17 protein-coding genes and 1 pseudogene are annotated in these 25914 nt (G+C 53.9%); 7 read left to right on the forward strand and 11 right to left on the reverse strand.

Features of this window, described 5'->3' with window-relative positions:
* Nucleotides 1-413 precede the first annotated feature (413 nt).
* From B9H00_RS06700 to B9H00_RS06715, 4 genes are read left to right on the forward strand one after another with little or no spacing between them, the layout of a single operon-like run.
* Nucleotides 414-1703: a site-specific integrase gene (locus tag B9H00_RS06700; protein WP_086621620.1), complete on the forward strand. Its 1290-nt coding sequence runs from the start codon at nucleotides 414-416 to the stop codon at nucleotides 1701-1703.
* Complete coding sequence (locus tag B9H00_RS06705; RefSeq protein WP_086621619.1) at nucleotides 1696-3426, forward strand: integrase; 1731 nt, start codon at nucleotides 1696-1698, stop codon at nucleotides 3424-3426. The genes B9H00_RS06700 and B9H00_RS06705 overlap by 8 nt, the downstream gene beginning before the upstream one ends.
* Entirely contained in the window at nucleotides 3426-5459 is a 2034-nt protein-coding gene (locus B9H00_RS16920; protein ID WP_211329640.1) for a hypothetical protein, read from the forward strand. The genes B9H00_RS06705 and B9H00_RS16920 overlap by 1 nt, the downstream gene beginning before the upstream one ends.
* On the forward strand, nucleotides 5440-5904 hold the full coding sequence (locus B9H00_RS06715; RefSeq protein WP_086621618.1) for a hypothetical protein: 465 nt from the start codon (nucleotides 5440-5442) through the stop codon (nucleotides 5902-5904). The genes B9H00_RS16920 and B9H00_RS06715 overlap by 20 nt, the downstream gene beginning before the upstream one ends.
* Before the next feature lie 259 nt (nucleotides 5905-6163).
* On the opposite strand, the pseudogene B9H00_RS17025 reads toward B9H00_RS06715, so the two are convergent.
* The 3 genes and pseudogenes from B9H00_RS17025 to B9H00_RS06735 all read right to left on the reverse strand — a co-directional run.
* A pseudogene (locus B9H00_RS17025) lies at nucleotides 6164-6841 on the reverse strand (IS5 family transposase); the annotation flags it as partial.
* A 76-nt stretch (nucleotides 6842-6917) separates the two neighbouring features.
* Nucleotides 6918-8450, reverse strand: a complete 1533-nt coding sequence (gene lnt / locus B9H00_RS06725) for an apolipoprotein N-acyltransferase (protein WP_086900009.1) — start codon at nucleotides 8448-8450, stop codon at nucleotides 6918-6920.
* Between the two features lie 312 nt (nucleotides 8451-8762).
* A complete protein-coding gene (locus tag B9H00_RS06735) occupies nucleotides 8763-10949 on the reverse strand; it encodes a heavy metal translocating P-type ATPase (RefSeq protein WP_086621615.1) in 2187 nt (728 codons plus the stop codon).
* A gap of 87 nt (nucleotides 10950-11036) precedes the next feature.
* On the opposite strand from B9H00_RS06735, the gene B9H00_RS06740 reads away from it, so the two are divergent.
* A complete protein-coding gene (locus B9H00_RS06740; RefSeq protein ID WP_086621614.1) occupies nucleotides 11037-11495 on the forward strand; it encodes a MerR family transcriptional regulator in 459 nt (152 codons plus the stop codon).
* A 29-nt stretch (nucleotides 11496-11524) separates the two neighbouring features.
* On the opposite strand, the gene B9H00_RS06745 is transcribed toward B9H00_RS06740, so the two are convergent.
* From B9H00_RS06745 to B9H00_RS06760, 4 genes are all read right to left on the reverse strand, one after another.
* Complete coding sequence (locus tag B9H00_RS06745; RefSeq protein ID WP_086621613.1) at nucleotides 11525-12307, reverse strand: ZIP family metal transporter; 783 nt, start codon at nucleotides 12305-12307, stop codon at nucleotides 11525-11527.
* A 112-nt stretch (nucleotides 12308-12419) separates the two neighbouring features.
* Entirely contained in the window at nucleotides 12420-13367 is a 948-nt protein-coding gene (locus B9H00_RS06750; protein ID WP_147376579.1) for a M23 family metallopeptidase, read from the reverse strand.
* A 41-nt stretch (nucleotides 13368-13408) separates the two neighbouring features.
* Entirely contained in the window at nucleotides 13409-13612 is a 204-nt protein-coding gene (locus tag B9H00_RS06755) for a DsbA family protein (RefSeq protein ID WP_086621611.1), read from the reverse strand.
* A 186-nt stretch (nucleotides 13613-13798) separates the two neighbouring features.
* On the reverse strand, nucleotides 13799-14713 hold the full coding sequence (locus tag B9H00_RS06760; RefSeq protein WP_086621610.1) for a cation diffusion facilitator family transporter: 915 nt from the start codon (nucleotides 14711-14713) through the stop codon (nucleotides 13799-13801).
* Here B9H00_RS06760 and B9H00_RS06765 point away from each other — a divergent pair.
* Together B9H00_RS06765 and B9H00_RS16925 are read left to right on the forward strand one after the other, a co-directional pair.
* On the forward strand, nucleotides 14699-15907 hold the full coding sequence (locus B9H00_RS06765) for a bile acid:sodium symporter family protein (RefSeq protein ID WP_236944376.1): 1209 nt from the start codon (nucleotides 14699-14701) through the stop codon (nucleotides 15905-15907). The genes B9H00_RS06760 and B9H00_RS06765 overlap by 15 nt on opposite strands.
* 647 nt (nucleotides 15908-16554) lie before the next feature.
* Nucleotides 16555-17529 (forward strand): DinB/UmuC family translesion DNA polymerase, encoded by a 975-nt coding sequence (locus tag B9H00_RS16925; protein ID WP_236944409.1) that lies wholly within the window; start codon nucleotides 16555-16557, stop codon nucleotides 17527-17529.
* Nucleotides 17530-17576: 47 nt separating this feature from the next.
* Here B9H00_RS16925 and B9H00_RS06780 read toward each other — a convergent pair whose 3' ends face one another.
* From B9H00_RS06780 to B9H00_RS06795, 4 genes are all read right to left on the reverse strand, one after another.
* Nucleotides 17577-18500, reverse strand: a complete 924-nt coding sequence (locus B9H00_RS06780; protein WP_086900011.1) for a diguanylate cyclase domain-containing protein — start codon at nucleotides 18498-18500, stop codon at nucleotides 17577-17579.
* Between the two features lie 10 nt (nucleotides 18501-18510).
* Complete coding sequence (locus B9H00_RS06785; RefSeq protein WP_086900012.1) at nucleotides 18511-23016, reverse strand: PAS domain-containing hybrid sensor histidine kinase/response regulator; 4506 nt, start codon at nucleotides 23014-23016, stop codon at nucleotides 18511-18513.
* A gap of 424 nt (nucleotides 23017-23440) precedes the next feature.
* On the reverse strand, nucleotides 23441-24475 hold the full coding sequence (locus tag B9H00_RS06790; protein WP_086900013.1) for a methionine synthase: 1035 nt from the start codon (nucleotides 24473-24475) through the stop codon (nucleotides 23441-23443).
* Nucleotides 24476-24498: 23 nt separating this feature from the next.
* Complete coding sequence (locus tag B9H00_RS06795; protein WP_086901743.1) at nucleotides 24499-25485, reverse strand: DUF1852 domain-containing protein; 987 nt, start codon at nucleotides 25483-25485, stop codon at nucleotides 24499-24501.
* Nucleotides 25486-25914: the final 429 nt, after the last annotated feature.

Raw genomic sequence — 25914 nt, forward strand, 5'->3', positions numbered from 1 at the left:
ACCACTGGCGAAGGCCCCCGGGACCTCTGTTTCCAAAAACCTATCGCTCAGTCATATCTCCATTAGGTATGAAAGCAGAAAATCCAAAGAATGCTGGTGCTCGAAAGCTGTAACGGCCAGCCTTGGCGGGCTCCTGCTCAGTGAACAGGGAAAGCATTGCTGCCATGACTTCTCAGACAGAACCTGACAAGCGACGCTGTATTTTATTGAGTAAAAGGACGAAACGGTTCGTATCCCTATTGATTTTCCATTCCACATAAATGGCGACATGAGCGCGCGCGTACTGGCGACACTGCGCACCTTTACGCCGCTGGTGGAGCCCTACTCCATCGATAAGAGTAAGTTATATAGTAGTGACACCCAAACCATGAAGTTAGTGCCATGGACATGGCCAAGCTAACTCGGAGCAATGAATGGCGACGTTAGAACGCATTCACTTCGTACCCCACCACGTTGTATGCGGCGATAAATCTACCACTTACTCGCCCAGTAACAGTCAACCATCTATTGAAGGCTTGCCTCAGCTTTTCTGGGCAGACTGCATGCCCTGGAGGGAAGCAAACCTGTGGGCAGTAGAACGAGCAACAACTGGCAATGCTTCTCTAAAGACTGTTGTCAGCAACATGAATGGCCTGCTCAATTACGCCAAGTTCTTGGAATCTCATCATCTACATTGGTTTGAGTTTCCTGTTCGCAAAGCTGATCGATGCTTGGTGTTGTATCGGGGAGCGTTGATAAGGACGCGCGATGCGGGCCAGATCAGTCCATCAACAGCGTCCGAGTACATGCGCAATTGCGTCATGTTCTATCGATGGGTGAAACACAAGGAGCTTCTATCTCCTTCCCTTACCTTATGGCGGGATAAGCCCTACCTGGTTAAATACTTCGATCAGATCGGGTTCGAAAGAACAATAAGTGGAATCACGACCGATCTTGGCATCCCGAATCGTAAACGGTTTGGGCAGACACTTGAGGATGGATTACTTCCAGTTTCAGAGGCTGATCGCGACGCGATCATGAATTTTGCTGCACTGCATGCTACGCCTGAGCTTTATCTCATGCTGGCACTCGGTTTTTTCACTGGAATGCGGCTTGGGAGTATCTGTGATCTCAAGATCCAAACCCTTAAGCACGCTATCCCAGACCCTTCCGCTGAAGGGCTACTGCGCCTTGCGATAGGTCCAGGCGCCTCTCCATCGGTGCACACCAAGTTTGGTGTGACTGGCCAAATCTGGATTCCCGAAGCGTTGCTTGATCAGTTGCTTGAATATGGCAATGGATTGCGGCGGCTAAGAAGAGAGGCGAAAGCATCACCCGAACAGCGTGATCTGCTGTTCCTGACTCGATTTGGCAATGCTTACGGCAGACGTAGCACCGATCAGTCATCTGCAGTAAATGTTGAGATGTCAGCGTTTCGGGAGCGAGGATCAAAAGCAGGTTTACAAGCGCTTCGTAAATTTCGTTTCCACCAGTCACGTTGCACCTTCGGTACCGAATTGGCACGTCTGGGCCTTTCCAGTTGTACCGATGTCGCTATCGTAATTTCGATGGTCAGAGACGCACTACTTCATAGTCCCAGTTCGGAAGCGACTACTTTTAAATACATTCGATTTTTACAGGCATTGCCAGTCAAGCAAGCGCTCTCAAATAGCTTTATGGCGGCATTCAGTGGCATCGGCTCCGGGGTACCGCATCATGAGTAGCTGCACCGTTGATCTTACATTTACGATACTTGAGTACGGGATTCATGAGAGACCATGGGATCTCCGACCGCTGCTATACAGAGGCGGTGCTGCTGCAAAAACGAAGAAAGTTGACAGTCAGATCGATCAGGGCGAGCTCGGTCAACTATTACCAGAGCGCATCGAGTTGGTAATGCGGCTACACGAACACATGGCTGCCGACCTTGCTGGTGGCGGAAGCCGCTACTCGGCGCAAAATAAAATTGCTGCGTTGCGACGCTTCTTTGCCTGGAGCGATGCGACAGGAGAAAAACTTGATCTCGAAACGGTGTCCGATACCTTCATTCGTTGGACTGATCACTTACTACACCGTTATCGAGTCGAGCGCAGCTTTAGTGAAGGCACCCTATATGACCTTACCAGGCTCACCGCGACAATGCTTGACCGTGCGCTGGACCGCCAGGCGAGCTTGAGCAAAAGCACTCGTATTCGCAAGCCACGCAGCAAAGGCAAGGTGCATACTGCTAGAGCAGATAAACAGAATCTGCAAAGCACCTTCGAGTTCGGACATTTACTAGCTGATATATGCAACGCATTGACGTCAGAAACAATAAAGGGAGCGCTGCCGGTTTGTATCCCGTTACGCACCGGACAAGTCTTGGAACAATGGTCAGGACTGCCGCAACCGGAGAAAGCAGCGGCTCGACGTACCAGACCCCAATCCCGGGCGCAGATAGAAGCGTCAGCGGCAGCTCGTGCTGCCTGGCAGGAAGATCGAACCCTGCGAACTCGTTATCCTCTTGTCAATTTACGCATTGAAAGCGAGCTGCTGATATTCATTGCTCAGACCGGCATGAACCTGCAGCAAGCCCATACCATGCGAGTCGAGCATTTCCATTACGCCAGTCACCTAGACGGCTATCAGGTACGCACCTTTAAAAAGCGCCGCGACGGTGAAGTACTGTTCGAAATTTATGCCAATTACCGAAACTGGTTCGAAAATTATCTCGTGTGGCGCTCTGAATGGTTTTCCACCGAGCCAGATGATTTGCTATTTCCACTTGTGCGCATTGGAGGACGAATCACAGTAGAGCCGCCTCAATTCACGAGTCTTATGAATGTTTGCAGCAAAATCGGCATACAACTTGTAAGGCCAAGAAAAATGCGCGGAACGCGTATCAACTGGTTGCTTCGTGAGTCTCAGAATCCGGAACAGGTTGCAGAGATGGCTCAACACACGGTTGAAACGCTAATAAGGGTATATTCCGACCCGCATCCACAGACCGCCATGGCGGAGATTACACGCTTCCATCAAAAAACCGACCCATCCCTTTCTTCTCCCGCCCCAGGTCAATGTATATCGGCCAAACCTGAACTGCTAAGTGAAACTCCGCGGAATGCACCGCGTCCTGATTGCATAAATGCAGCTGGCTGTCTGTTTTGTGTGCAACATCGGGATATCGAAAGTGAAGATCATGTCTGGTCTCTCGGCAGCCTGCGTCACCTTAAATCACTCGAGCTGGCATGCTACCACCCGCCTAGTGCAGGAAGTCAGGTGGCGACAGAACATCCAGCCTTGCTTACGATCAAGCGTCTGACGGCCAAACTGCGTTTTTTTGAAGAAAGTAACAATATACGAAAGCTTTGGGTGGAAGAGATGAGTGCCCGTATCACAGAGGGTGATTATCATCCGGTCTGGGCAGGGTTCATTCGATTGGCAGAACTACGACAACAATCAATATAATGCAAAATCCTCTTTCGCAATTTGGCCTTTCCATTGACTCGCCTCTGGCAGTTCCTGACGCGCCCAACTATCGTCCACCGTGTTGGCCACCGCAACGAGATTGGCCGGTCATCATTGATGCAGCTGGTCACATAGTGAGTCGTTGGGGTGATCCTATTTGGCGGCTTGATCCGTGGGCAGGAAAAGCGATTATCCTCAACTTCGGTGACGGCCCGATAAAAAAATATGCAGCCGTGATTAGTCCTGCGAATGCAGATTTGCTGCGAACCATTATCGGTTGGTGGTTGTATGGCCCGAATGGAGCACGCGGTGTCCGAGGTCTGAAAACCCGTTTCGATCAGATGCGTAAGCTGTTTGTTCTATGTACTCAAGAAGGCATTCTAGCGTCTGAGCTAAGTCAGTTTCCTCGAGTTTCAGATCAACTATCAAAAGTGCTTCAAATATCCCGATCAGGCGAATTTTTAGCACTATTAAGTGAACTTTATGAACGCCGCAATACTATAGGGTTCACTGTCCTTGATCGCGCAGGACTGGCGCGCCTTGCAGCATCCTTACCTGAACATCAGGTTAACCAGACCCCGTATATCCCACCTCGCATCTGGCATTACCAAGTTACACGCTTACGCGCATGCCTGGACGACTTTCTGGCTCATCAAGAGTCTGTAGAGGAGTGCTTCCGCTTCTGTGTGAACGCCTATAGGTCCAACTTCATAACCCCTCAAGGGCAAAAAAAGCCCAAGTCGTTTTATCCGCTTAGGTGGCCAACTGACGAAGCTAACGGCCAACAGACTGGACGTCAGTATTACGGTCAATTCATCGATACGGCCCGCCGGTTTGGTATCGCGGACCTTCTGGAACGCTGGACAGGCCGGAGCGACAGAGAGATCCGTGTCCAGACACTGACCAGCTACTTAAATCTCGTAAGCAGAGCCGGACTGGGCTATTTGTTGAACTTCAGTCTTATGCGAGTCGAAGAGGCCTGGAACCTCCGAACGAATTGCCTGCAAATAGAGAAGGATCCGTCCTTTGGTGATATTTATATCTTGCAAGGCTGCACGACTAAAACCATGTCTGACTCCCAAGCCCTTTGGGTAACCTCTCCCTCAGCCAGGGTAGCGGTTAAAGCCATGCAGGTTGTCGCTAACCTCCGTACAGAAAGTGCTTTGTCTGAGCCCAACGCACACCCAGAAACAAAAGCTACAGCCTCAGAATCGCGCTATCTAATTGGCTATGCAACTGAACCGTGGAGCAAAAGAGGGAGTAAAGCCAATCACTCTCTTCGTCCCGGGATTCCATACTTGGCAAGAGCACTTCAGCTATTCGACCCTGAGCAGATGCGTATTACCCAGAAAGATTTTGAGTTGGCACGTATGGTTACACCAACGTTATCTGATGAGTTCGCAGTTGGCAAAATATGGCCGTTGGCCTGGCACCAGCTGAGGCGAACCGGGGCAGTTAATATGCAGGCCTCGGGGCTGGTCAGCGACGCCTCCCTGCAGTTTCAGCTCAAGCATGTCACCAGAGCGATGAGCCTCTATTATGGTCAGAACCACTCACGAGTGCGGCTGGACGAGAAAGCCCATACGCTTTATGTCCGTACCATGTACGAAGTTTTGGGACGACAACTGCAACAGCTTGCGAGTGACCGTTTTGTCAGCCCGCACGGTGAGAAGCGGAAATCCGAGATCGTGCGGCTAATCTCAGCTACTGATGCCAGGAAAGTGATCAATCTGGCCAAGAAAGGTATAGCATCTTATCGTTCTGTATTGCTTGGCATTTGCACCAGTAGAGCCCCTTGTCCCTATGGCGGTATCGACAATATCGCACATTGCGGTGGAGGCGATTCTCTTGAGCAGCCCAAGCCATGTGCGGACGTGCTGTATGACCCCGCGCAACTCAATGAAGTTGAAGCGTTGGAGGCAATTCTGGACGAGCGCCTGGCTACTGCCGAAGCAGAAAGTCCTCTGAGAGCTTCACTCGAAGCCCAGAAACGTAGTGTGGAGAACTATCGCCATGCCATCCAGCAAATGTAACTCTACTGGTTCAACCAAGCGTACGAGCGCCGAAGAGCAGTATCGCGCGGCGTTCGAGCGCCTAAAAAACAACAAGTCCGAACGACTGCCAAAGGGTACTCCTTTAAGTCAGAACAACGTTGCCAAAGAGGCCGGCAGTGACCCCTCTGCCTTGAAAAAAACGCGATTTCCTCTCTTGGTTGATGAAATCCAAAAGTACATTGAAGTGCATGCTGAGGAATACCCAAAATCTGCGCGTCAGGTCAGTTTATTGACTCGCAAGAAAAATCGTGGCTTTCGGGAGCGGATCGAGGAAATTACACGGCAACGAGATCACCTTGCAAGCCTGTTAAGTGAGGCCGATGCCAACATGCTTGAGCTGTATGACCGCATTGATGAGCTAGAACGGCAACTACCTACATCAAATGTCTTACCTATCGATCCACGAGGACGCAAAAAACTTTGAATCTGACACTCGGTAGTATTTCAGAAGAAGTCGCACTTTAGAGCGTTCGGAAAGCTCTTTACGGGATAGTTTTATGTGCCATTGCGCTCGTCAGGCCATCCAGTCGCATTGGCATTAACTACTCTCCACACCGATCCTTCGATGAAAGAGGCATGGCAGCCAAAGAATCGCCGCTTCATGCCGGTTCCAGCCAGCATCAATCGAACCAAAACCAACATGTCGGAAACGGTGATAGATCCGTCCAATGGAAGCACAGTGATCAGGTTCTGTCTGAAAAGTCGGCTCTCATGCATCGCTCGGCAGTCCAGCGACACCATGGCCCTGAGGCTGCTGGCCGGTTTGTCGTAACGGGTATTCAACCGACGTTTTCCTTCAGCCAGCCAAACAGGCGTTCCACCACGTTGCGCTGACGGTATTTTGGCCGGTCGAACTTATGCGGCAGACCCGACCGCGGGCGTCGATGCATGCGGCATCGCGGGATGAGATCGGACGCATGTCGTAACGTGTACAGTAGCGTCGCAGCACATCGCTGTTGTAGCCCTTGTCCGCCACGATGTAACGGCCGCATTTGCGAGGTCGACCCGAATGCCCCGGTAATCGAACCTTCTACAGCAGTTCGGTCAGGTGTATCGAATCGGCGCACTGGCCTGTGGAAAGGGAGAAGACAAGAGGAAAGCCGCGGCTGTCACACAGAAGATGTATCTTCGTGCCCAGACCGCCACGGCTACGGCCGAGGGTATGATCCGGTGGTTATACCGATGCCTTTTTTACCGGCACCGCTGGCTGATCGAGCCGCTCTGATGGATGTTGAATTCATCATTCAGGTGTCGATATCCATGATGCCGTCTTCACAAAGACGAAGGTGTAGGCGTGCCAGAATCCGATCGAAGATGCCGTCATCACGCCACTGTGGAAAGCGCTGATAGACGGTTGTCCATGCTGTCTGGGCCGGAGCGCATTATTCAGAGTAAATCCCGGGTGCGGCCAACCCATGGCATTATGGAAGTGATGCTTTAATGCTGTGGGCGCTCAGTGTGCCTCTTCTGCTTGAACAGGTTCAGTGGTAATAATCTAGGCAGCATCAGCAGGGCAGCGAGTATCCAGGCGGGCCAGCTACCGGTGCGAGTGAACGGGGTCAGGCCCTGCATAGGGGTTACCTCGCCAGTTAAACTGGTCTGTTCAAACTGTGGGGCGCGGGCAGTGACATGGCCCTGGGAGTCGATCATGGCCGTTACGCCATTACTGGTGGCACGAATCAGGTGACGGCCATTTTCCAAGGCGCGTAGACGCGCCATTTGAAGATGTTGGAGTGGGCCAATGGAACGCCCGAACCACGTATCGTTGGAAACCGTCAATAGCAGTTCTGCATTACGTGCCTGCCGGGCTACATGATCGGCAAAAATGATCTCATAGCAGATGGCATTGCCAATGATTGTCCCGGCTACGTGTAACGGTGCCTGTTTGTCTGATCCTGGGGCCATGCCTGGTGCTGGCAGGTCAAAAAAAGCGAGGGTGTCGGCGAGGAGGCTTTCTAGCGGCAGGTACTCGCCAAACGGTACCAGGTGGGCTTTTTGGTATTGGCCTTGTACGTTATTTAGACCGATAACGCTGTTGTAGGAGCGCCCTTCATTGTCGCGCTGCAAGATACCGGTAAGTAACGGGGTACCCGGCCCGAGATCAGACGATACTTGCTCGAGTATTCTTTGCGCTTCCTGCTCAAACATGGGAAGTGCTGCCTCAGGCCAAACGATGAGATCAGTCTGCCCTGATTGCTCCTGCGTCATCTTTGTGTAGATATTGATCGCCTCACGCTGGCCTTTGGCACTCCATTTGATGCGCTGGTCAAGATTCCCTTGCAACAACGTCACACGTACGGGGTCGCCAGCCGGGGTTGTCCATTGGGTAGGCAACAGGAAAGGAACGAGCCACAGCACGGCAATCGGGACAAGGCAACCCCAGCGGCGGCGTAGCATCTCTACCCCTAACGTGCCTGTCAGCGCAGTAAAGAGTGACAGCAAGTACACACCCCCAACGGGCGCCCAGGGGGCTAGTGGAGAATCTATCTGAGAGGTGCCCAGCAATAACCAGGGAAAGCCGGTAAACAACCAGGTGCGTAGCCATTCGCTAATCACCCAGACACCGGCAAAGCTGAGAAAGGCTAACCGTGGCCCCGTTATGCGTCGATAGAGCCCAAAGGGGATTGCAAAAAAGAGCGCCAGGGCGCTGACAAAAAGAGAGGTAAGGAGTATCGCTCCAAGGGCCCCCGTGCCACTGAAATCGTGAATAGCAACGAAGACCCATGACGTGCCGGAGCCGAACAGGCCTACTCCATAGCACCACCCGCGCAGGGTGGCCATCGCGGGCGTTAGTGTCTGTATCTTCCAATAGACCAGTGCCACGGCCACTGGGCCAAGCCACCACAGGAAGAAAGGGGCAGCACTCAAGGTGGTCAACACCCCGGCGGCTAGCGCTACAAGGCAATCGACTATTGGTGAGAGTCGCCCAGTAAAAAATGAATCTCTCTTCTCTTGCTTGACCGAGTCCATACTGTTACTCAAAGAGCTTAAAAGCAGGACGCTCACGCCATAACGTCATTGCGTACATCAATACACTTGTCAATAACGCTATATCGGCCATGTTAAAGGCGGGCCAATGCCATTCGCCCGGTAAACGTCCCGATAGTCGACGACGCGCCCTCGCGCCAAATGATTAACGGTATTACCAAGCGCGCGGCCGAGCATCAGGCTGTACGTACAGGCTTTCGACTGTGGTAGGGGTTTGCATGGCTGCACTACCAATCAAGCCAGCGAGGGTGAATCATGGCCAACGATGTGAAGGGCCGTCGTTTTGCGCTGCTTTCATGACGTTGTTTTCCCTTGAGACAGGCCTGTCAACGAGTTATCGGGCGAAAATCGGTAACCTAGCAGTCGCATGGCATTCAGCGTAACCAGGACGGTTGCACCGGTATCGGCCATCACCGCAATCCACATGCCGGTAATACCCAGAGCCGTGGTGACTAGAAAAATGGCTTTTAGGCCAAGGGCGAGAACGACGTTGGTTTTGACGTTGCGCAGCGTGGTTCGAGAGAGGTCTATCAGCTCGGCGATGCCGGTAACGCGATTCTTTAGCAAGGCCGCATCTGCCGTTTCCAGCGCCACATCCGTGCCGCCGCCCATGGCGATACCGACATCGGCTGCCGCGAGGGCCGGGGCATCGTTGATGCCATCGCCTACTTTACCGACGGGGCCACGGCCCGTCGCTTGCCAGTCACGAATATACTCTGCCTTGTCTTCAGGCATCAGTTCGCCATGCGCTTCAATGCCCAGGCGGTCTCCAGTGGCAGCGACGGTCCGTGTGTTATCACCGCTGAGCATCACGGCTTGCACACCCAACCGCGATAGCGCCGCCAGGCCCTCAAGGGCATCTTCGCGTGGTTCATCGCGAACAGCGATCAAGCCCAGTAGACGTTCGCCTTCGACGAGGATAGCAAGGCTCTTGCCGGCTTCTTCCAACTCGACAATCCGCGCACTGATACTTTCATCAAGCATGACTTGCCCATGAAGGTGACGAGGCGTTACCAAGCTTAGCTCGCGATCCTCCACCCGGCCTGAAACGCCGCGTCCCGCCAGAGCGCGGCTGCCGGTGGCCAGGGGGAGGGTCAGGCCCGACTGATGGGCATGATCGACGATCGCCGTAGCGATAGGATGACTGGAATCTCGCTCTATCGCGGCGGCAAGCCGTAATACGTTTTTATCGCCTTCCTCGATAGCCCAGGACTCAACATCCGTGACTTTTGGGGTACCCGCAGTGAGAGTGCCCGTCTTGTCTAGCGCTACCAGGCGAAGCTTGCCTAACTGTTCAAGAACGACACCGCCTTTGATCAGCAGGCCGCGCCGAGCGCCCGCCGAGAGCCCTGCGGCAATGGCGGCAGGGGTTGAAATCACCAGTGCGCAGGGGCATGCGATCAACAGCAATGCTAACGCCCGGTAAATCGACTCCGACCATGCCATGGTCGATACCAGCGGTGGCACTATCGCCATCAGTAGCGCGAGCAAGACGACGGCGGGCATATAGTAATAAGCAAAACGATCTATGAAGCGGGCTATGGGCGCCTTGGCAGCCTGCGCTTCCTCAACCAGACGGATGACACGCGCAATGGTGTTGTCATCTGCGCCTCGTGTTACCTCCACCTCCAGGGCGGCATCAAGGTTCACTGTGCCAGCAAAAATGTCATCACCTGGTGCGCGCGAACGGGGTATGGACTCACCGTTTACCGGCGATTCGTCCAGGTCTGACGTCCCCACCAAGATACGTCCATCACAGGGGACGCGATCCCCGGGACGCACCAGCACGCGCTGACCGGGTTCAAGCGATTCTGCCGAGACGTCACGCAGATCGCCATTGTCCATCAGTCTTGCGGTTGACGGCGTCAAGTTTGCCAAGGCTGAGATACTGCGTCGCGCCCGTGAAGCGGCTACTCCTTCGAGCAGCTCTCCCACGGCGAACAAGAACACGACCATTGCTGCTTCAGCAGCGGCATTGATGGCCAATGCGCCAAGCGCCGCAATGCACATCAGCATCTCGATGGTAAAAGGGTTGCGCATCTTGAGTGCGCCCCAGGCACTCTTCGCGATGGGCATCAAGCCGACCAGCGTGGCCAGAATGAAAGGGATATTACCCAACGAAGGCCATGCCAAACCAAGCACGAAGGCCACTACCAGCAGATTTCCTGTGATAATGACCAGGCGCCCTTTGGCGGTTTGCCACCAGGGAATTGAAGAGCTGGACGCCTGTTTGTGGTCATCATCGGAGACCACTTGGTAGCCTAGCTCGTTCAGAGTGCCTTCAATGGTTTTTTGCGAGGGGGGCCTGTGATCGTGGTGGTGAATCTTCACCGACCCCGTGACAGAGCTTGCCGTCACCTCCTCAATGCCGTCCAGTCGTTCCAGCGCAGACACTACCTTGCGCTCACAACCGCCGCAGTCCATGCCTTCGACACGCAGCGTCAAGACGGTAGGCTCTGCTGTCTGCGTTGATGTTTTCATGGAATCGCCCCTCCCATATGAACTATGGTTTCGAAGTGTAAACCTTGTAGCAACTACAGCTTCAAGCTCTTCGGAAGGAGTTTTACCATGTCGATGAGGGGGCAAAGTATCAGCATTGGTGAGTTGGCAAGGCGGGCCGATTGCAAACCTGAAACGGTTCGCTACTACGAGCGTATCGGGCTGTTGCGCGATGCGTCACGAACCGACGGAGGGCAGCGCCGTTATGGAGATGACACAGTTCGGCGTTTGAGTTTCATCCGCCATGCCCGAGACTTTGGCTTTTCGGTGGCCTCAGTGCGAGAGCTTTTGGCAATGTCAGATCAGCCTGACATGTCTTGCCAGGAAGTCGATGCCATTGCCACACATCATTTGAAAAAAGTAGAGTCTCGTCTTCAACGACTGTCTGCACTGCGTGAGGAGCTGCAACGCATGGTCACGCATTGTGCCGGAGGCAAAGTGGAAAGCTGCCGAATCATTGAAGTCATCAGTGATCATCAGCTCTGTATCACTGAAAACTCACATGGAGGGGCTCAAGACCTGGGTTAGAGCCCACGCTATTTTCCTCTTCCAACGCGTCAGACCAGCGAGACATCCAAAAACAGCATGAGCACCAATCCGATGGAAAGGCCCAGCGTGGCCTTTTTTTGGTGCCCGCTCCGATGAGTTTCGGGAATAATCTCGTGACTGATCACGTACAGCATCGCTCCGGCAGCAAAGGCCAATCCCCAGGGCAGTAACGTTTGTGACATGCTGACGACGCCAGTGCCCAACAAGCCACCCAATGGCTCAACAAGCCCCGTAAGGGCTGCAATCGTCCATGCCCGCCAACGTGAATAGCCCACGCCTAGCAGCGATACTGCTACGGCCAGCCCCTCCGGTGCATTCTGAAGTCCAATGCCAATCGCAAGTGGCATGCCTCCTTCGCTACCTCCTGCGCCAAAAGCCACGCCAACGGCGAGTCCTTCTGGCAGGTTGTGTATCGTAATCGCAATAATAAACAACCATATACGGCGTAGTGAGGCAGCCTCCGGCCCTTCTCGACCCTGATCGAAGTGCTCATGAGGCAAAAACTCGTTCAGTAGTGCTACCGTTCCCATTCCCAGCAAGATGGCAGCGCAGGCAATTGCCGCAGGTACAACGCTACCTCCATAGCGCAGCTCCGAGGCTTCCAGGGAAGGTATGATCAACGAAAAGAAAGAGGCCGCCAGCATGACACCAGCGGCGAACCCCAGCGCTAAATCCTGGACACCGCGATTGGGTGTTTTGGTGAACAAGACAGGAAACGCACCAATGGCCGTCATCAGGCCCGCCGCAAGGCTTGCCAATACACCCATGGTAACGGGAGAAACATCCTCCATAAATGTTACCTGTACAATGATGGATAGCTGATCAAAAAGCTCAGGCTCGATAAAGACAAAACCATATCTTCACATTATCCACACTTCATGCAAAGCCGTTGAACACGGGTGGTTATTGCTGGTTGAGCGAGATCAAGTCATAAATGGATGCAGTACCTATAGCCTGTTCCAGGCGAACTCTTGCCTCATAAAGTGAAGCCTCATACTCCTTTTGAGTCGGCTGTTCACCCAGCATGATGCGTTGGCCTTGATCAAGAGGGTCAAAAGGCTGGTTATTGACCCTCACTTCGTAATGCAGGTTGGGGCCCGTGGTGAGCCCAGATGAACCTACCTTTCCTAGCGACTCCCCCGCGTTGACTAAATCCCCAACCACTAGCTGTGGGGAAAATCGGCTAAGGTGTGTATAGCGACTGATCGCCCCCGTGTCGTGCTCCACCTCTATCACCTGCCCATACCCTCCCTGGCGACCCAGGAAGGATACGCGCCCGGGTGCGGTGGCGATGACCGGTGTTCCAGCCGGCGCAGCCAGGTCAATTCCATTATGAGGACGAACCCCTCCATACACAGGATGTCGCCGATTCCCGAAGCGAGACGTTAAGCGGGCACCAGGAACCGGTAATCGCAATGTGTCTAGCAGGATGTCATCCTGAAAGAATGCTACGCCTCCCTTTCTGGCGACCGGCCATATGATCTCTACAGGCTCTGCCTGATCAGGCAGAGCCACATAATTGAGGCGCGGTGGCCCAATGCGAGTGCCATCCTGGCGTCGATCTTCCTCCCACACTAACTGGATACGCTCACTGGCGGAAAACTCCACCGGAGCCTCCATAAATTCGCTTAGCAATGTTTCCAGTTTGGTGGCGAAACGCGTGGGAACTTCTTCTGCTGAAAAGGCTTCATAAAGGGTAGTCTCAATGACGACATCGCGCCCAATGATCAGGGTGTCAACGCCAGCCTGCATCGTGGTGCCTTCTTGCTCGCCAGCCGCCGGTAACCCGAGGGATACTGATTCAGCCGGCGGCAACGAAAGATGCGTTTGCCAATTGGCTTCGGCTAGCACGGGGTATAAGCCCACCAAACCTATTAACCACCAGCGCTGTATCACTGGCTATCCTTTTTCGTAGAGATCTTTTCTACTTTACTCTCGACGGTATCAATGAGCTCTTGCATACCAAAGGGATCTAAAGGTTCGCTATTGATGAAAAAGGTTGGTGTTTGGCGAATCTGATTGGTACTGACATCCGTCATGTTTTGGTCGATCACTGTTTGCACCTTAGCAGAAGTCAGTTGTTTTTCGGCGGCCATTCGATCAACCCCCCCTGGTAAGCAATATCGAGGATAGCGGATTCATCAAAATCGCCTTGTGAGGCCTATCGATTTTGGCGAGCTTTTTTCAGCCATGGTTGGAAAATCCGAGTTGAAAAATAGGCCAATCGCTATGGGATGAAGCCAATCTCTAAAAATATGATCTGGAGAACAAGCCTCTGTCTGTCACTCATGTCCATATAAGCTGGCATTTTGATGAGCGTGGTCACTATGCTCAAACTCCAGACTGGAATGAGCAATATTGAAGCGCATTTTTAGCTGTTCCTTGATCTCTGCCTTGACTGATTCAATCTGATGCCAGCCTATTTCTGTCAGGACCACGTGGCAGTCAAGGGCTGCCGTGTTTTCCTGCATCTGCCATAGATGCACATGGTGAATATTCTGGACACCCTCGACATCTTTTACGGTCTCAATGACTGACTGACCGTCAATGTCCGGGGGAGACCCCAGCATTAGCGTACGGATAGGGCCACCAATTTCAGAGAAAGCAAGGTAAAGGATATATAGCGCAATCCCTATCGTAATCGCGGGGTCTACCCAGCGCATGTCGTACAGTAAAATAAGTGATCCACCGATAATCACGGCAATGGAGGCAAACGCATCCGATAAGTTATGCAGAAAAAGGGCACGGATATTGACACTCTCTTTTTGCATTGACCAAGTAAGCACCGCAGTGAGGGCGTCGATGACAAGCGCGATGCCACCAATAATAACGATCGTCCAACCTTCTATCTCAGGGGGATTGATCATCCGCATAGCGCCTTCGTAAATCAAGTAGGCGCCAACAATAATCAGAGTGGTGTAGTTGATAAGTGCTGCCACTATCTCGATGCGGCCATAGCCAAAGGTCATGTGCGCATCGGCAGGCCGTCTGGCGATTTTACGAGCGGCAAAGGCAATGACCAACGCTGCCATGTCAGAAAAGTTATGTAACGCATCAGCGATCAGCGATAGGCTTCCAGCCATAATACCACCGACGATTTGAGCGATGGTTAAGAGTCCATTGGCCCAAATGGAGATGCTAACGCGCCGGTCGCCAGAAGCAGGATCAATGTGGGGATGATCATGATGATGTCCCATCTATTACCCTCTCTCGAATTATCCGTTCTTGTTACTATAAAACCTCTAGCAACTAAAGCTTCAACCCTTGAGCATTGTCTATTTGAACTGCTTGATCAGGAGGAGCGGCCCCAGCTCCCAAACGAGTCATGGCATGCTGGGCAGATAGTAATCATTGAGGCTTCTGCTAGAGCCTGGTTAAGCGACGGCTATGCAGCGCCTTGGGCTTGCGGTGCAGAAAGTGACCTTGTTTTGGGAGCACCATTCACTTCAACCGGTAACGTCAAAGCCACCATGAGCAGATTCATTTATTTTGTCGAGGCACACCTTGTCTGGTTTGTGATGGCTGTCGCGGGGGTAGGCTTATTCTTTCCAGCCACCGGAATAATGCTTGAGTCCGCGATTGGGCCATTGCTGGCGTTACTGATGTTGATCATCAGCCTCACGTTCGACGCACATGCAGTTCGCATCGTGTTCCGTAAGCCATCGCGCCAGTTGTTGGCCCTGGGACTAGTCTATGGGCCGATGTCGATTGCCGGGTGGCTGACTGGCCGTCTATTTTTTGGAAGCGGCTCGCTGGCTGCTGGCCAAACCTTGCTCGGCACTCTGCCTACGGATGTGTCATCTCCTCTTCTGGTACTGATGGCGAGAGGCAATGTGGCACTTGCCGCTGTTTTCAATGCGGTTAACACCGCGTTATGTCCGTTTATTGTTCCGTTCTTGTTTTTATGGCTCACCGGTATCCAGCTAGACGTTCCGCTTGGCTCAATTATTCTCGAATTAACGCTGATCGTGCTTGTCCCAACCATTATCGGTGTGAGCTTGCGAACAAGGTTTACGACTTTTTTTGCATGGCATGATTCAGCGTATGCAGGTATAGGGTCGATTCTGTATCTGCTGATCCTGCTCGCCATGGTAGGACCGAATGCCACCACGATCATTGGTTATGGCTGGTATGCATTTGTGATTGCGGGCGTGGCGCTGTGCCTTAATTTGATTGGGTACCTGGTAGGCATGGCCTCAAGGTTACTTACCTCCGATCGCAAAGAGATAATTACTTATCTTTTCACTGTCAGCAAAAAGGAATTCAGCATTGCCGCAGCATTTGTAGCTGCTTCTGGCTTACCATCTGAAATCGCGATCCCAGCTGCCTTTTTTGCTGTAATTCAGATGATCACCTCGCCCATCGCAGCGAAGATCCTCGTCCGTCACTGAAGGCTGGCAGCATTGGCTTATCGTCAGAAAAGCATATAGCACCTACACCAGTCACTGCGCGCAATACCGAGCTTGCGAAAAACATTCAGTACAGAGGTTTCGCAGGATATCTGTTCATTTTTGGATTTAGGGTGCTTGAAAGTATCAGCGCCGCCTAGGCAGCGTCCCACCAACTTTTGGACGCCCCCTTGAACGTGCCGCACGCTAGAGAGTACCTGGCGCAACCAGTGCTCAAATCGGCATTGGAACTCCATGAGATAGAACGTTTGATCTAAAACATGCACGCCAATAATGAACACTCCGCGAGTCGACCTAGTCTGTATATCAATGTAGACCCAGTAGGCCACTGCCGTTTCCAAATCGTCGTCTATTGCGAAAGGTTCGAGGCTGATCTTGGTCATTTTCTCTGGCCATCGCCTTTCTGGTGTCGACAGGAGTGAGGCAGAGCGCAATTTGTGGACAAAGCAAATATAAACGGTCAGTGAGTACAATTAAATTAATCGATATACCATGGACATAACCAGGCTATGTCGCATGAAAACGGCTTCTTTCCATGGACAGCCTGATGCTGTTTTGAATAGCGGTGTGACTTGGCGTAGAGCCATGTCCATAGTTAGTCTTCTTTCCTTTATATAGACGAAAGCTGGCTGGGGTTTGAAGGCCTTGAGGCCTCAACACTTGCCGCGCACTGCCATGCCCTGCGCAAAACGGTGTATCAATGGACCGGTCTGCCGGTGTCGGTGGGCATTGCCCCGACCCGCACGCTGGCCAAGCTGGCCAATCGTCACGCCAAGCGTCACCCGGCCACCGACGGCGTGTTCATGCTCGGCGATATCAAAAGCCCTGATACGCAGGCACTGCTGGCACGCACGCCGGTGGGTGACATCTGGGGCGTTGGTGGACGCGTGGCGGCCCGCCTGCATTCGATCGGTATCGAGACGGCACTGACGCTGGCGCAGGCCCATCCACCCTGGATTCGACAGCAGTTTTCGGTGGTGCTCGAGCGCACCGTTCGCGAGCTGTGCGGCGTGAGCTGCATCGACATGAACGAGTCGCCTGACAGTCGAAAGATGATCATGACCAGCCGCTCGTTCGGCAGGGTGACCTCTTCTCGTCGGGACATCGAAGAGGCCGTGCGAGCGCATGCCTCACGCAGTGCACAGCGGCTGAGAGCTCAGCGAAGCCTGGCAGGCGCCGTGATGGTCATGCTGCGCACCAACCCTCACATGCGGCATCTGGCGCAGGATCATGACAGGGTCGTGCTGCCATTACCGCGCCCGACCGACAATACCTTCGAGATCGTGGCCACTGCCCAAAGGGCGCTGGCACGGCTCTGGAAACCACACCGCATTCTTTATCAGAAATGTGGGGTTCAGCTCATGGACCTGATGGACGTCGATGGCCAGCAGCTCGATGTCTTCCAGACCCCACAGTCGGACGATGAGCGACAGCGCAGCGACCACCTGATGGCCACGCTGGATCAGCTCAATACGCGATTTGGACGCAACGCGGTCACGGTCGGAGTGCAGCGACGCAATGCCGACTGGCAGCTGCGCTGTGGCCATCGCTCGAATCGATGGACCACGCGCTGGACGGAGCTGCCCGCGGCCAGACTGACATGAAAGGGGTCAAGGTGGTTTGGCTGGCAGCAGTGCCGGCGAGAGAGAGGTTAAATGCCGGACCGAATGCAGGCACGCCCGGCCTGCTTGGCCTTGTAAAGCTGCCTGTCTGCTGCCTCCAGCAAGACCTGTGCGCCATCAGTCGAGTTGGCTGTCATCGTCGCGACGCCCATCGACACGGTCACCACCTGTCCGATCCCGGAATCCGCATGTTCGAGTTGAAGCGCCCGGACACAGGCCTGCATGCGTTCAGCCACTACTACCGCGCCTTTCAAATGGGTATTGGGTAACAGGCAGACGAACTCCTCACCACCATAGCGCGCCAGCAGATCATATGGACGATTAACCGCGGCTTCCAGCGCACCGGCGACAGACTGCAGGCACGTATCGCCTCGCAGATGCCCGTAGTGATCGTTATAGCGTTTGAAATAATCGATATCGATCATGATGATCGAGAGTTCGGTCTTCTCACGCAGGCTCTGTCTCCAGGTTCGCCCCAGTTCTTCATCGAACTTGCGACGGTTGGCGACGCCTGTCAGACCATCAAGCAGAGCGAGGGAGCGCAGAAGGTCGCTCTGGTACTTGAGCGTCAAATGGGTATTGACCCGGGCCCTGACAATGGTCGGATTGATCGGTTTGACGATGAAGTCCACCGCTCCGAGCTCCAGACCAAGCACCTCATCTTCTTCAGCCCCTTGAGCCGTTACGAAAATGACAGGGATATCATGGGTTTCCGGATCTTTTTTGAGACGACGACACACCTCATGACCATCAATACCTTCCATGTGCACATCAAGCAGGATTAAATCAGGCAACGATTTTCGACAGGTTTCCAAAGCCTGCTCGCCGTTCATGGCCATGAAAATGTCGCACTCTTCTCGAAACAATTCATGCAGCGTCAGAATATTGATGCGCTGGTCATCCACCAGCAGCAGCTTTGGTTTTCTCTGCAAGTCTTTCAGCCAATGTTGCATTGATCACTCCTCAGGCCGACTCCAGCAACTTCTGACCAGCAGGTATGGAAGCAGCAAAATCCAGTGACCTGACCAGGTCCACAAAGTCATCAAACCCGGCCTTCAGCGCTGGTGGTGTCCTTATCTGCAATGCTTCGCTCTGCTCAATGGCTTGCATGTTACCGTCTTCCAACAGCTGCAAAATCGCCTTCATTGCCTCACGCCACTGCGCTATAGGCAGCGAGTCAGAACCGGCGGGAGAGCGTTGATCGGGCGGCAGATCAAACGCGGCTTTCAGCATCTCGACACTGGTACGCAAAATGCTGGTCAGTTCTTCAACCAGGCAGGTATCGGCCAATAGCGCTTTCACACGGGCGTCATCATCGTGGCGCAAGCGATGCTCCATCTCCCCGGCCAGCCGCGAGAGTGACCGAGCCCCCATGTTGGCGCTGCTGCCCTTGATGGCATGCAACACAAAGGTAGCGCCGGTCGCATCGCCCTGCGCCATATGCGTTTGGAGGAGCGCGAGCTGACCTTCCTGGTCCCGGGCAAAACCGATGAGCACATCGCGAATCAATTCACGGTTACTGCCAAAACGTCGATCAATCGAGTCGATGGGTTCCAGCACCGAATCCTGCGACTCTACTGGTGACTGCGCTGCGGGCTCAACGCTGGCTCGCCCGGTATGGTGCAACAATGTGGCTACCATTTTTTCCAGATCAATGGGCTTGCCCAGGTGATCATCCATGCCCGCCGCCAGACAGGCCCTTTCATCCGAACTTGAAGCATTGGCCGTCATGGCGATGATTTTTATCGACCCGCTCGCGGCATCCCGGCGGATCCGGCGAGTGGCTTCCAGGCCATCAATGTCGGGCATCTGAATATCCATCAGCACCGCATCAAAGGCTTCTGTGCTATTGGTGACCTGCTGTACGCCTTCGATCCCCCCTTCGGCAAGAGTGACCTGCGCGCCTTCTCCCTGTAACAGTTCGAAGGCGACCTGACGATTGAGCATATTGTCTTCCACCACCAGCAAACGCAGACCGGCCAGACGCTGAGGCTGTGCTGCACGTCGACTGGCGATGGAGGGTTCAGTGACCCCTTTTTCGTTCAATAACCCGTGAATGGTATCTGCCAGCTGCTGGGGGGTGATGGGCTTGCTGAGAAAACCTGCAAAAGGCGCCTTCCCTTCCTGCTGGGCATCATTGAGTACCTCACGCCCATAAGCTGTCACCATGATGATTTTGGGCGCCGGCTGCTCCAGGCTCTGCTGATGAATCAGACTGGCGGCACTCAAGCCATCCATGGCCGGCATTTTCCAGTCCATCAAAATGACATCGTAGCCCTTGCCCGCATGCTGCATCAGCTGCGCCTGCGCCACGGCCTGCAGGCCGTTATGCACCAGATCGGTCTCCCATCCCAGCGCCTGTGCCATGCGCTCCTGAATCAAACCGGCGACCTCGTTATCGTCTGCGACCAGAATACGCATCGGGCGATCAGTGCCCGGGCATGAAGCACGCAGGGGCGTGATTTCAGCCACACCCAGATCGAGGTCAAACCAGAACCGACTTCCCACCCCTGTCTCGCTGCTGACCTGCAACTCGCCGCCCATCAGATTGACCAACCGTCTGGAAATCACCAGCCCCAATCCTGTGCCACCAAAACGCCGGGTTGTTGAGGACTCAGCCTGGGTGAAACCATCGAAAATACGTGTCAGTTGATCAGGGCTGATCCCGATACCGGTATCGGTCACCTCAATACGAACCTGTAGCGCTTCGCCTTGTCGCTGAAGCTCCTGCACTCGGACAATCACCTGGCCCACATGGGTGAACTTGAGCGCATTGCCGGCCAGGTTGATCAGTACCTGCTGCAAGCGCTGGCTGTCGCCGATCAATGTACAGGGCAGCTGTGGGTCCAGGTCGAACAGGACTTCGACTGCCTTGTCGCCCTGATTGCCTGACAGCACTACTGCCAGGTCACGCATCAGAGGTTCCAGCTCGAAGGCATGTTCATCCAGCAATAACTTGCCGGCTTCGATCTTGGAATAGTCGAGGATATCGTTGAGCAATCCCAGCAGCGATTTTGCCGCACTCTCTGCCTTGCTGATGTAATCGAGCTGGCGAGTGCTCAACGCCGTGTTCTGCACCAGGTGCAGCATACCCAGCACGGCGTTCATCGGTGTGCGGATTTCGTGGCTCATGTTGGCCAAAAAGTTGGATTTGGCCGCGCTTGAGGCATCCGCCTGCTCCTTGGCATACAGCAGGCGCGATTCCAGCTCGCGCTGCGCGGTAATATCGCGATTGATGCCGGTAACCCTGAGCACGTTCCCCATCGCATCGCGCTCAACCTGAGCGCCGGCCTGCACGAAGCACTCGTCACCGTCCGGTCGCACGATGCGGAACACGGGGTCATACCTGGTCCCTTTCTCCAGCATTTGATTCAGCAGGCCTTCCGCCATCTCAACATCGGCCGGGTGCACACGGGAGCGCCAGTGCTCATAGTTCAGACCGGATTCGCGCAAGCCAGTAGGCAGACCGAAAATCTCGAACATGCGATCATTCCAGCTCAAGGCGTTATCGGCGGGACTCCAGGACCAGATACCGAGTCCGGCCACTTCGGCCGCCATCAACAGCTGATCCCGGGCCAGAACCAGTGCGGCTTCAGAGGCCTTGCGCGACGTCAGGTCCATGGCAATGGCCAGATAGCCGGTACATCTCCCCTGTTCATCGCGCATGGCCGTGATCACTTGGGAAACCGGCAGCCTTGAGCCATCCTGGCGAACATGGGTCCACTCTCTGGTTTCCGCGATGTTATGCTCAGCCCTGTAAACCAGCGCCCGAAAGCCCTCTACAGCCTGGCTGTTCCCGGACGTCAACTCATGCGAGTAAGTCGTCAATTCTTCACTCAGATGCAAGTCGACCAGATTGCCCCGATCTATCAGATCCGCCGCGCTGTATCCCAGCATTCGCTCGGCGCCGGTATTGAAAATACGAATGACGCCGTCGCGGTCCGTGGCAATGATGGCCACCTCGGAGGCCGAACGCAGAACATTGCCCAACAACAGGTTGAGCCCATGGAGTCTGGCGGTACGATCCGCCACCTGAGCTTCCAGACTGCTGTTGAGTTCGCGAATCCTTTTCTCTGCCTCAACCTGTTGAGAAATATCCCGCACCGTTGTCGAGACACCCACAACCTTCCCGCTGGAGTTACGGATAGGTGACGCCGTAATTGAAACGGGGATCAGCTGCCGGTTTTTGTGCTGGCGCAGGGTGCTGAGACCAGCGACAGGTTTGCCATTACAGATAGAGGCCAGTATCACCGCCTCCTCATTACGCTGATCTGCGGGAATCACAAGATCCACGAAGCGGCGCCCGATCGCCTCCTCGGCACTGAAGCCAAACATGACCTCAGCGCCCTTGTTCCAGCTGGTTATTGTCCCATTGATGTCCTTGCCAATAATGCCGTCGACCGAACTCTCGACAATGGTTGCCAGTCTCTCCTGCTCCGAGATGACCTGCATTTGTCGTGTCCGGCTGAGATTCAGCACACCGACCAGCCCCGATAATAGCCCCGTCAGCAGGAGCCCGACGCTCAGCACCAGCCAGGGAGAGATCTGGCGCAAACGGGAGAAAAACAAGGGATGGACATCGAATTGCAGTTGCCAGCGGCGCCCAAATACATCGCGCACAGTGGTGTGTGAAAACACGATTTCGCGAGACGCTTCATCGTCCAATTGATAAAACACGACGCGATTGGCGGGATCAGTAATGTCACGCAATTCAAGACTGATGCCCTTTTCCCGCGAATGTAAGCTACCGAGCACTTCATCCATGATCAGCGGGGCATAGCTCCAGCCAAATGCCTGCGCTTCGCGCGCTGCTACTGTCTCTGGCGTGATCCCGCCACGGTAGATCGGCATGAGAATCAAAAAGGACTGCTGGGGCAACCCTGTCGCCTGCACAAGCGTAATGGGCCCGGTTAGTCGTACCTCGCCGCTGCGCATGGCAGAGAGTGCGGCCTGTCTGCGATTGGCTTCAGATGCGATATCCAGACCCACCGCTGGCCGGTTACGCTCGACCTCGCTGATGTACTGAATGACGTAATGCTCGGCATCATGCGGGGAGAGCTCGCGGATCGTAAAATCGGGCCAGTCGTCGGCGCGTGCCCGAGCGAGAAAGCCTGCCTCATCCTGACGCGCAACACGTCGGATAAAGCCAAACCCCCGGGCGCCCGGAAACTCCTTGTCGACATCACGGGTACGGCTGTAGCTATTGAAGCGCTCACGGCTAATGTCCCCTTCGCCCATGCTCTGAATCGCACCACGAGCGCCTCGCAGTCCATATTCATAAAGCTTTAGACGGTTGAGCACTGCATCCGCGGTTTTTTCTGCAGCCGTGATGGCGGCCTGTTCAGCCTGCTGATGGTTGAAATGTGACATGGCGATGCTGGCAACCACACTGAGCATCACGCCAGCGATCAGACTGAGGATTGCCCAACGGCTGGCATAGGGAGAAAAGGCCTTTTTATTGATCTGCATATCAGCCCTGCTGCAAGGATGATCAATCGCCGAAGGAGGCGTTTGACAGCCATGACATCGACTTCAATATAAGTATTAATCAATTCTTCTTAAGAGATTAACGGCAATGGCAGGCAAATGCTAAGCGCTTATATCATTCATTACCCTTCGGGGCTCTAAAGTCGAGTCATGGACGACATCGGTTGAAGAGCCCGGATCTGGAAACGGGAAACGGCGCAGCGACCGCCTGTTGGCAGCGCTGTATCAGTTCGTGAAAGCAAACAGGTTAATGGTCGGATTACAGCGTCAGGCTGGCAGCGGTATCCATCTCGTATGCGAAGAGGAGCTGTTACGTGGAGGAAAACTGTCCGTAGCCAGGCTGACCTGACAGGGCGTCAGGTCATTTGCAGGATATAGCCGCCACTGTCATGGCATGCTCGATGACTCAGCGCTCGCCCAAAAGCTCTCTGCGCACGATATCAGCCCCTGCACTCAGGGCATTCAACTTGCCTCTTGCCACCTCGCGGGCCAAGGGTGCCATGCCGCAGTTGGTACAGGGATAGAGCTTTTCGGCCTCCACAAACTCAAGCGCCTTTCGCAGGGTGTCGGCAACCTCTTCCGGCGTCTCAATGACATTGGTAGCCACATCGATCGCGCCCACCATCACCTTTTTGCCTCGAACAAGCTCGATGAGTTCCATCGGAACATGAGCGTTATGGCACTCCAGCGAGATCAAATCGACGCTGGAAGTTTGCAGTCTGGGGAAAATCTCTTCGTACTGTCGCCATTGTGTTCCCAGGCCCTTTTTCCAGTCCGTATTGGCCTTGATGCCATAGCCGTAACAGATATGCACGGCTGTTTCGCATTGGAGCCCTTCAATGGCGCGTTCAAGAGCGGCAATGCCCCAGTCGTTGACTTCATCGAAAAAGACATTAAATGCAGGCTCATCAAACTGGATAATATCAACACCGGCGGCTTCCAGTTCCCGGGCTTCCTGATTGAGAAGGCGGGCAAATTCCCAGGCCAGCTTTTCACGGCTTTTATAGTGGCTGTCATAAAGCGTATCGACCATGGTCATGGGCCCGGGCAGGGCCCACTTGATGGGCTGTTCTGTCTGCTGGCGCAAAAATCTGGCATCGTCAACAAAGACCGGTTTATGACGAGAGACAGCACCGACAACGGTCGGAACACTGGCATCATAACGATCACGAATCTTGACGGTCTCACGCCTTTTGAAATCGACACCGTCGAGATGTTCGATGAATGTTGTCACAAAATGCTGGCGTGATTGCTCACCGTCACTGACGATATCGATCCCGGCACGCTGCTGTTCATGCAGCGACAATCGCAAGGCGTCCTGCTTGCCATCTGCCAGTTCATCACCCTGCAGTTTCCAGGGTGACCAGAGCGTTTCCGGCTGCGCAAGCCAGGAGGGTTTGGGCAAACTGCCGGCCGTGGACGTGGGTAACAACCTTTTCATGGAGGATAACCTTATTGCCGGATTTATCGACGAGCGTCGGTGACGAACCACTGCTCAAGAAGTGTCTGATAGGGCTTTATAAAATGCTCTTCAACAAACCTGCCCTGTTCAACACCCAGGCGGCTGCGCTCTTCCCGGTCATAGACGATTCGGGTCAGTGAATAATCCTGATGTTCCAGACTTGGCTGCCAGGACTTCCCGGCGGCAGAATTCGCATTATAGATTTCGGGTCGATAGATCTTTTGGAAGGTATCCATCGTGCTGATAACGCTGATGAGTTCAAGACTGGTGTAATCGTTTAATAGATCACCAAAAAAATAGAACGCCAAAGGCGCAACACTCCCCTTTGGCATGAAATAACGAACCTTCATGCCCATTTTTTTGAAATACTCATCGGTCAGGGAACATTCATCCTGCCGGTATTCAGCCCCCAGGACAGGATGATGATTCCCCGTCTGATAATAGGTCTTGCTGCTCGACACACTGATGCATATGACGGGCGGTTTACTAAAGCGTTCGTGGTAAGCACTGGAATTTACAAAGGCCTTGAAAAGACTTCCGTGCAATTCTCCAAAGTCGTCCGGCGCGCTGAAGGCGGATCGTCCCCGGTTGTACTCCAGCAACCGCACGCTGAAGTCATAGTCACGCACATAGGAAGAGAAATTATTTCCGGCGACGCCTTCAAGGCACTCGCCGGTCTTTCGATCAACAATGCTGGTTTTCAATATTTCAATCAAAGGCAGGGATTGATCGACCCGAGCGGCTGCCATCGTCATTTCGGCCGAGATGATTTCAAGCTTGACCGCGTACCGATCGCCGGCCGGATTGTCCCAGTGCGCCAGCGCATTGAAACGGTTATCAACCATGGTCAGGGTGTTGCGCAGATTTTCCTGACGCTTTTCTCCCCTGGCCAGATTGGCAAAATTGGTAGTAATACGCGTACTGTCTGATGGACGATAATCTTCATCAAAATCAATGCTTTTGATGCTAAACGCGAACTCTTTGTTCATTGCGCCCTGATCCCTGAAATAGACATCTGATCCCTGCTGGCCTTTCACGCTGTTGAATGGCAAAAGGTCATGCTCCTGAACAGCAGGTTCAGACAGGGATATATAGGAACACCATGGGTAATGCCCGTCGGCGATGCGATGGAGGAATTGTCAGGCGACCTGCAAAATGAAACAAACTGAATTTTTGCATGATGAAAGCAAATTTATCTCATGATTGAATGTCATGAGACACTTGCATATGACGGGGAACGTCACGGCTTCACGCCAGATAACCACCGCAACGCCTTTCTTTCCGGCACAAGAAGCGCCGAGCACGGCGTGCAACAGATCTGTCATGACGGCTGGCGCCTGAGGCCATCCATCGTTTTGACCCAGCGCTGAACTGGAATACCGACAGACGAACGGTAGACCTGGGTAGGCTTGATTGCA

This window comes from Kushneria marisflavi (genome assembly GCF_002157205.1).
Taxonomy (GTDB): Bacteria; Pseudomonadota; Gammaproteobacteria; order Pseudomonadales; family Halomonadaceae; genus Kushneria; species Kushneria marisflavi.

Bases quoted from the DNA above. Each gene is read 5' to 3' on its own strand.
- B9H00_RS06700 (WP_086621620.1), top strand. From the start codon at position 414: ATGGCGACGTTAGAACGCATTCACTTCGTACCCCACCACGTTGTATGC.
- B9H00_RS06705 (WP_086621619.1), top strand. From the start codon at position 1,696: ATGAGTAGCTGCACCGTTGATCTTACATTTACGATACTTGAGTACGGG.
- B9H00_RS16920 (WP_211329640.1), top strand. From the start codon at position 3,426: ATGCAAAATCCTCTTTCGCAATTTGGCCTTTCCATTGACTCGCCTCTG.
- B9H00_RS06715 (WP_086621618.1), top strand. From the start codon at position 5,440: ATGCCATCCAGCAAATGTAACTCTACTGGTTCAACCAAGCGTACGAGC.
- lnt (WP_086900009.1), bottom strand. From the start codon at position 8,450: ATGGACTCGGTCAAGCAAGAGAAGAGAGATTCATTTTTTACTGGGCGA.
- B9H00_RS06735 (WP_086621615.1), bottom strand. From the start codon at position 10,949: ATGAAAACATCAACGCAGACAGCAGAGCCTACCGTCTTGACGCTGCGT.
- B9H00_RS06740 (WP_086621614.1), top strand. From the start codon at position 11,037: ATGTCGATGAGGGGGCAAAGTATCAGCATTGGTGAGTTGGCAAGGCGG.
- B9H00_RS06745 (WP_086621613.1), bottom strand. From the start codon at position 12,307: ATGGAGGATGTTTCTCCCGTTACCATGGGTGTATTGGCAAGCCTTGCG.
- B9H00_RS06755 (WP_086621611.1), bottom strand. From the start codon at position 13,612: ATGGCCGCCGAAAAACAACTGACTTCTGCTAAGGTGCAAACAGTGATC.
- B9H00_RS06765 (WP_236944376.1), top strand. From the start codon at position 14,699: ATGATGATGTCCCATCTATTACCCTCTCTCGAATTATCCGTTCTTGTT.
- B9H00_RS06760 (WP_086621610.1), bottom strand. From the start codon at position 14,713: ATGGGACATCATCATGATCATCCCCACATTGATCCTGCTTCTGGCGAC.
- B9H00_RS06780 (WP_086900011.1), bottom strand. From the start codon at position 18,500: ATGCAACATTGGCTGAAAGACTTGCAGAGAAAACCAAAGCTGCTGCTG.
- B9H00_RS06785 (WP_086900012.1), bottom strand. From the start codon at position 23,016: ATGCAGATCAATAAAAAGGCCTTTTCTCCCTATGCCAGCCGTTGGGCA.
- B9H00_RS06790 (WP_086900013.1), bottom strand. From the start codon at position 24,475: ATGAAAAGGTTGTTACCCACGTCCACGGCCGGCAGTTTGCCCAAACCC.
- B9H00_RS06795 (WP_086901743.1), bottom strand. From the start codon at position 25,485: ATGAACAAAGAGTTCGCGTTTAGCATCAAAAGCATTGATTTTGATGAA.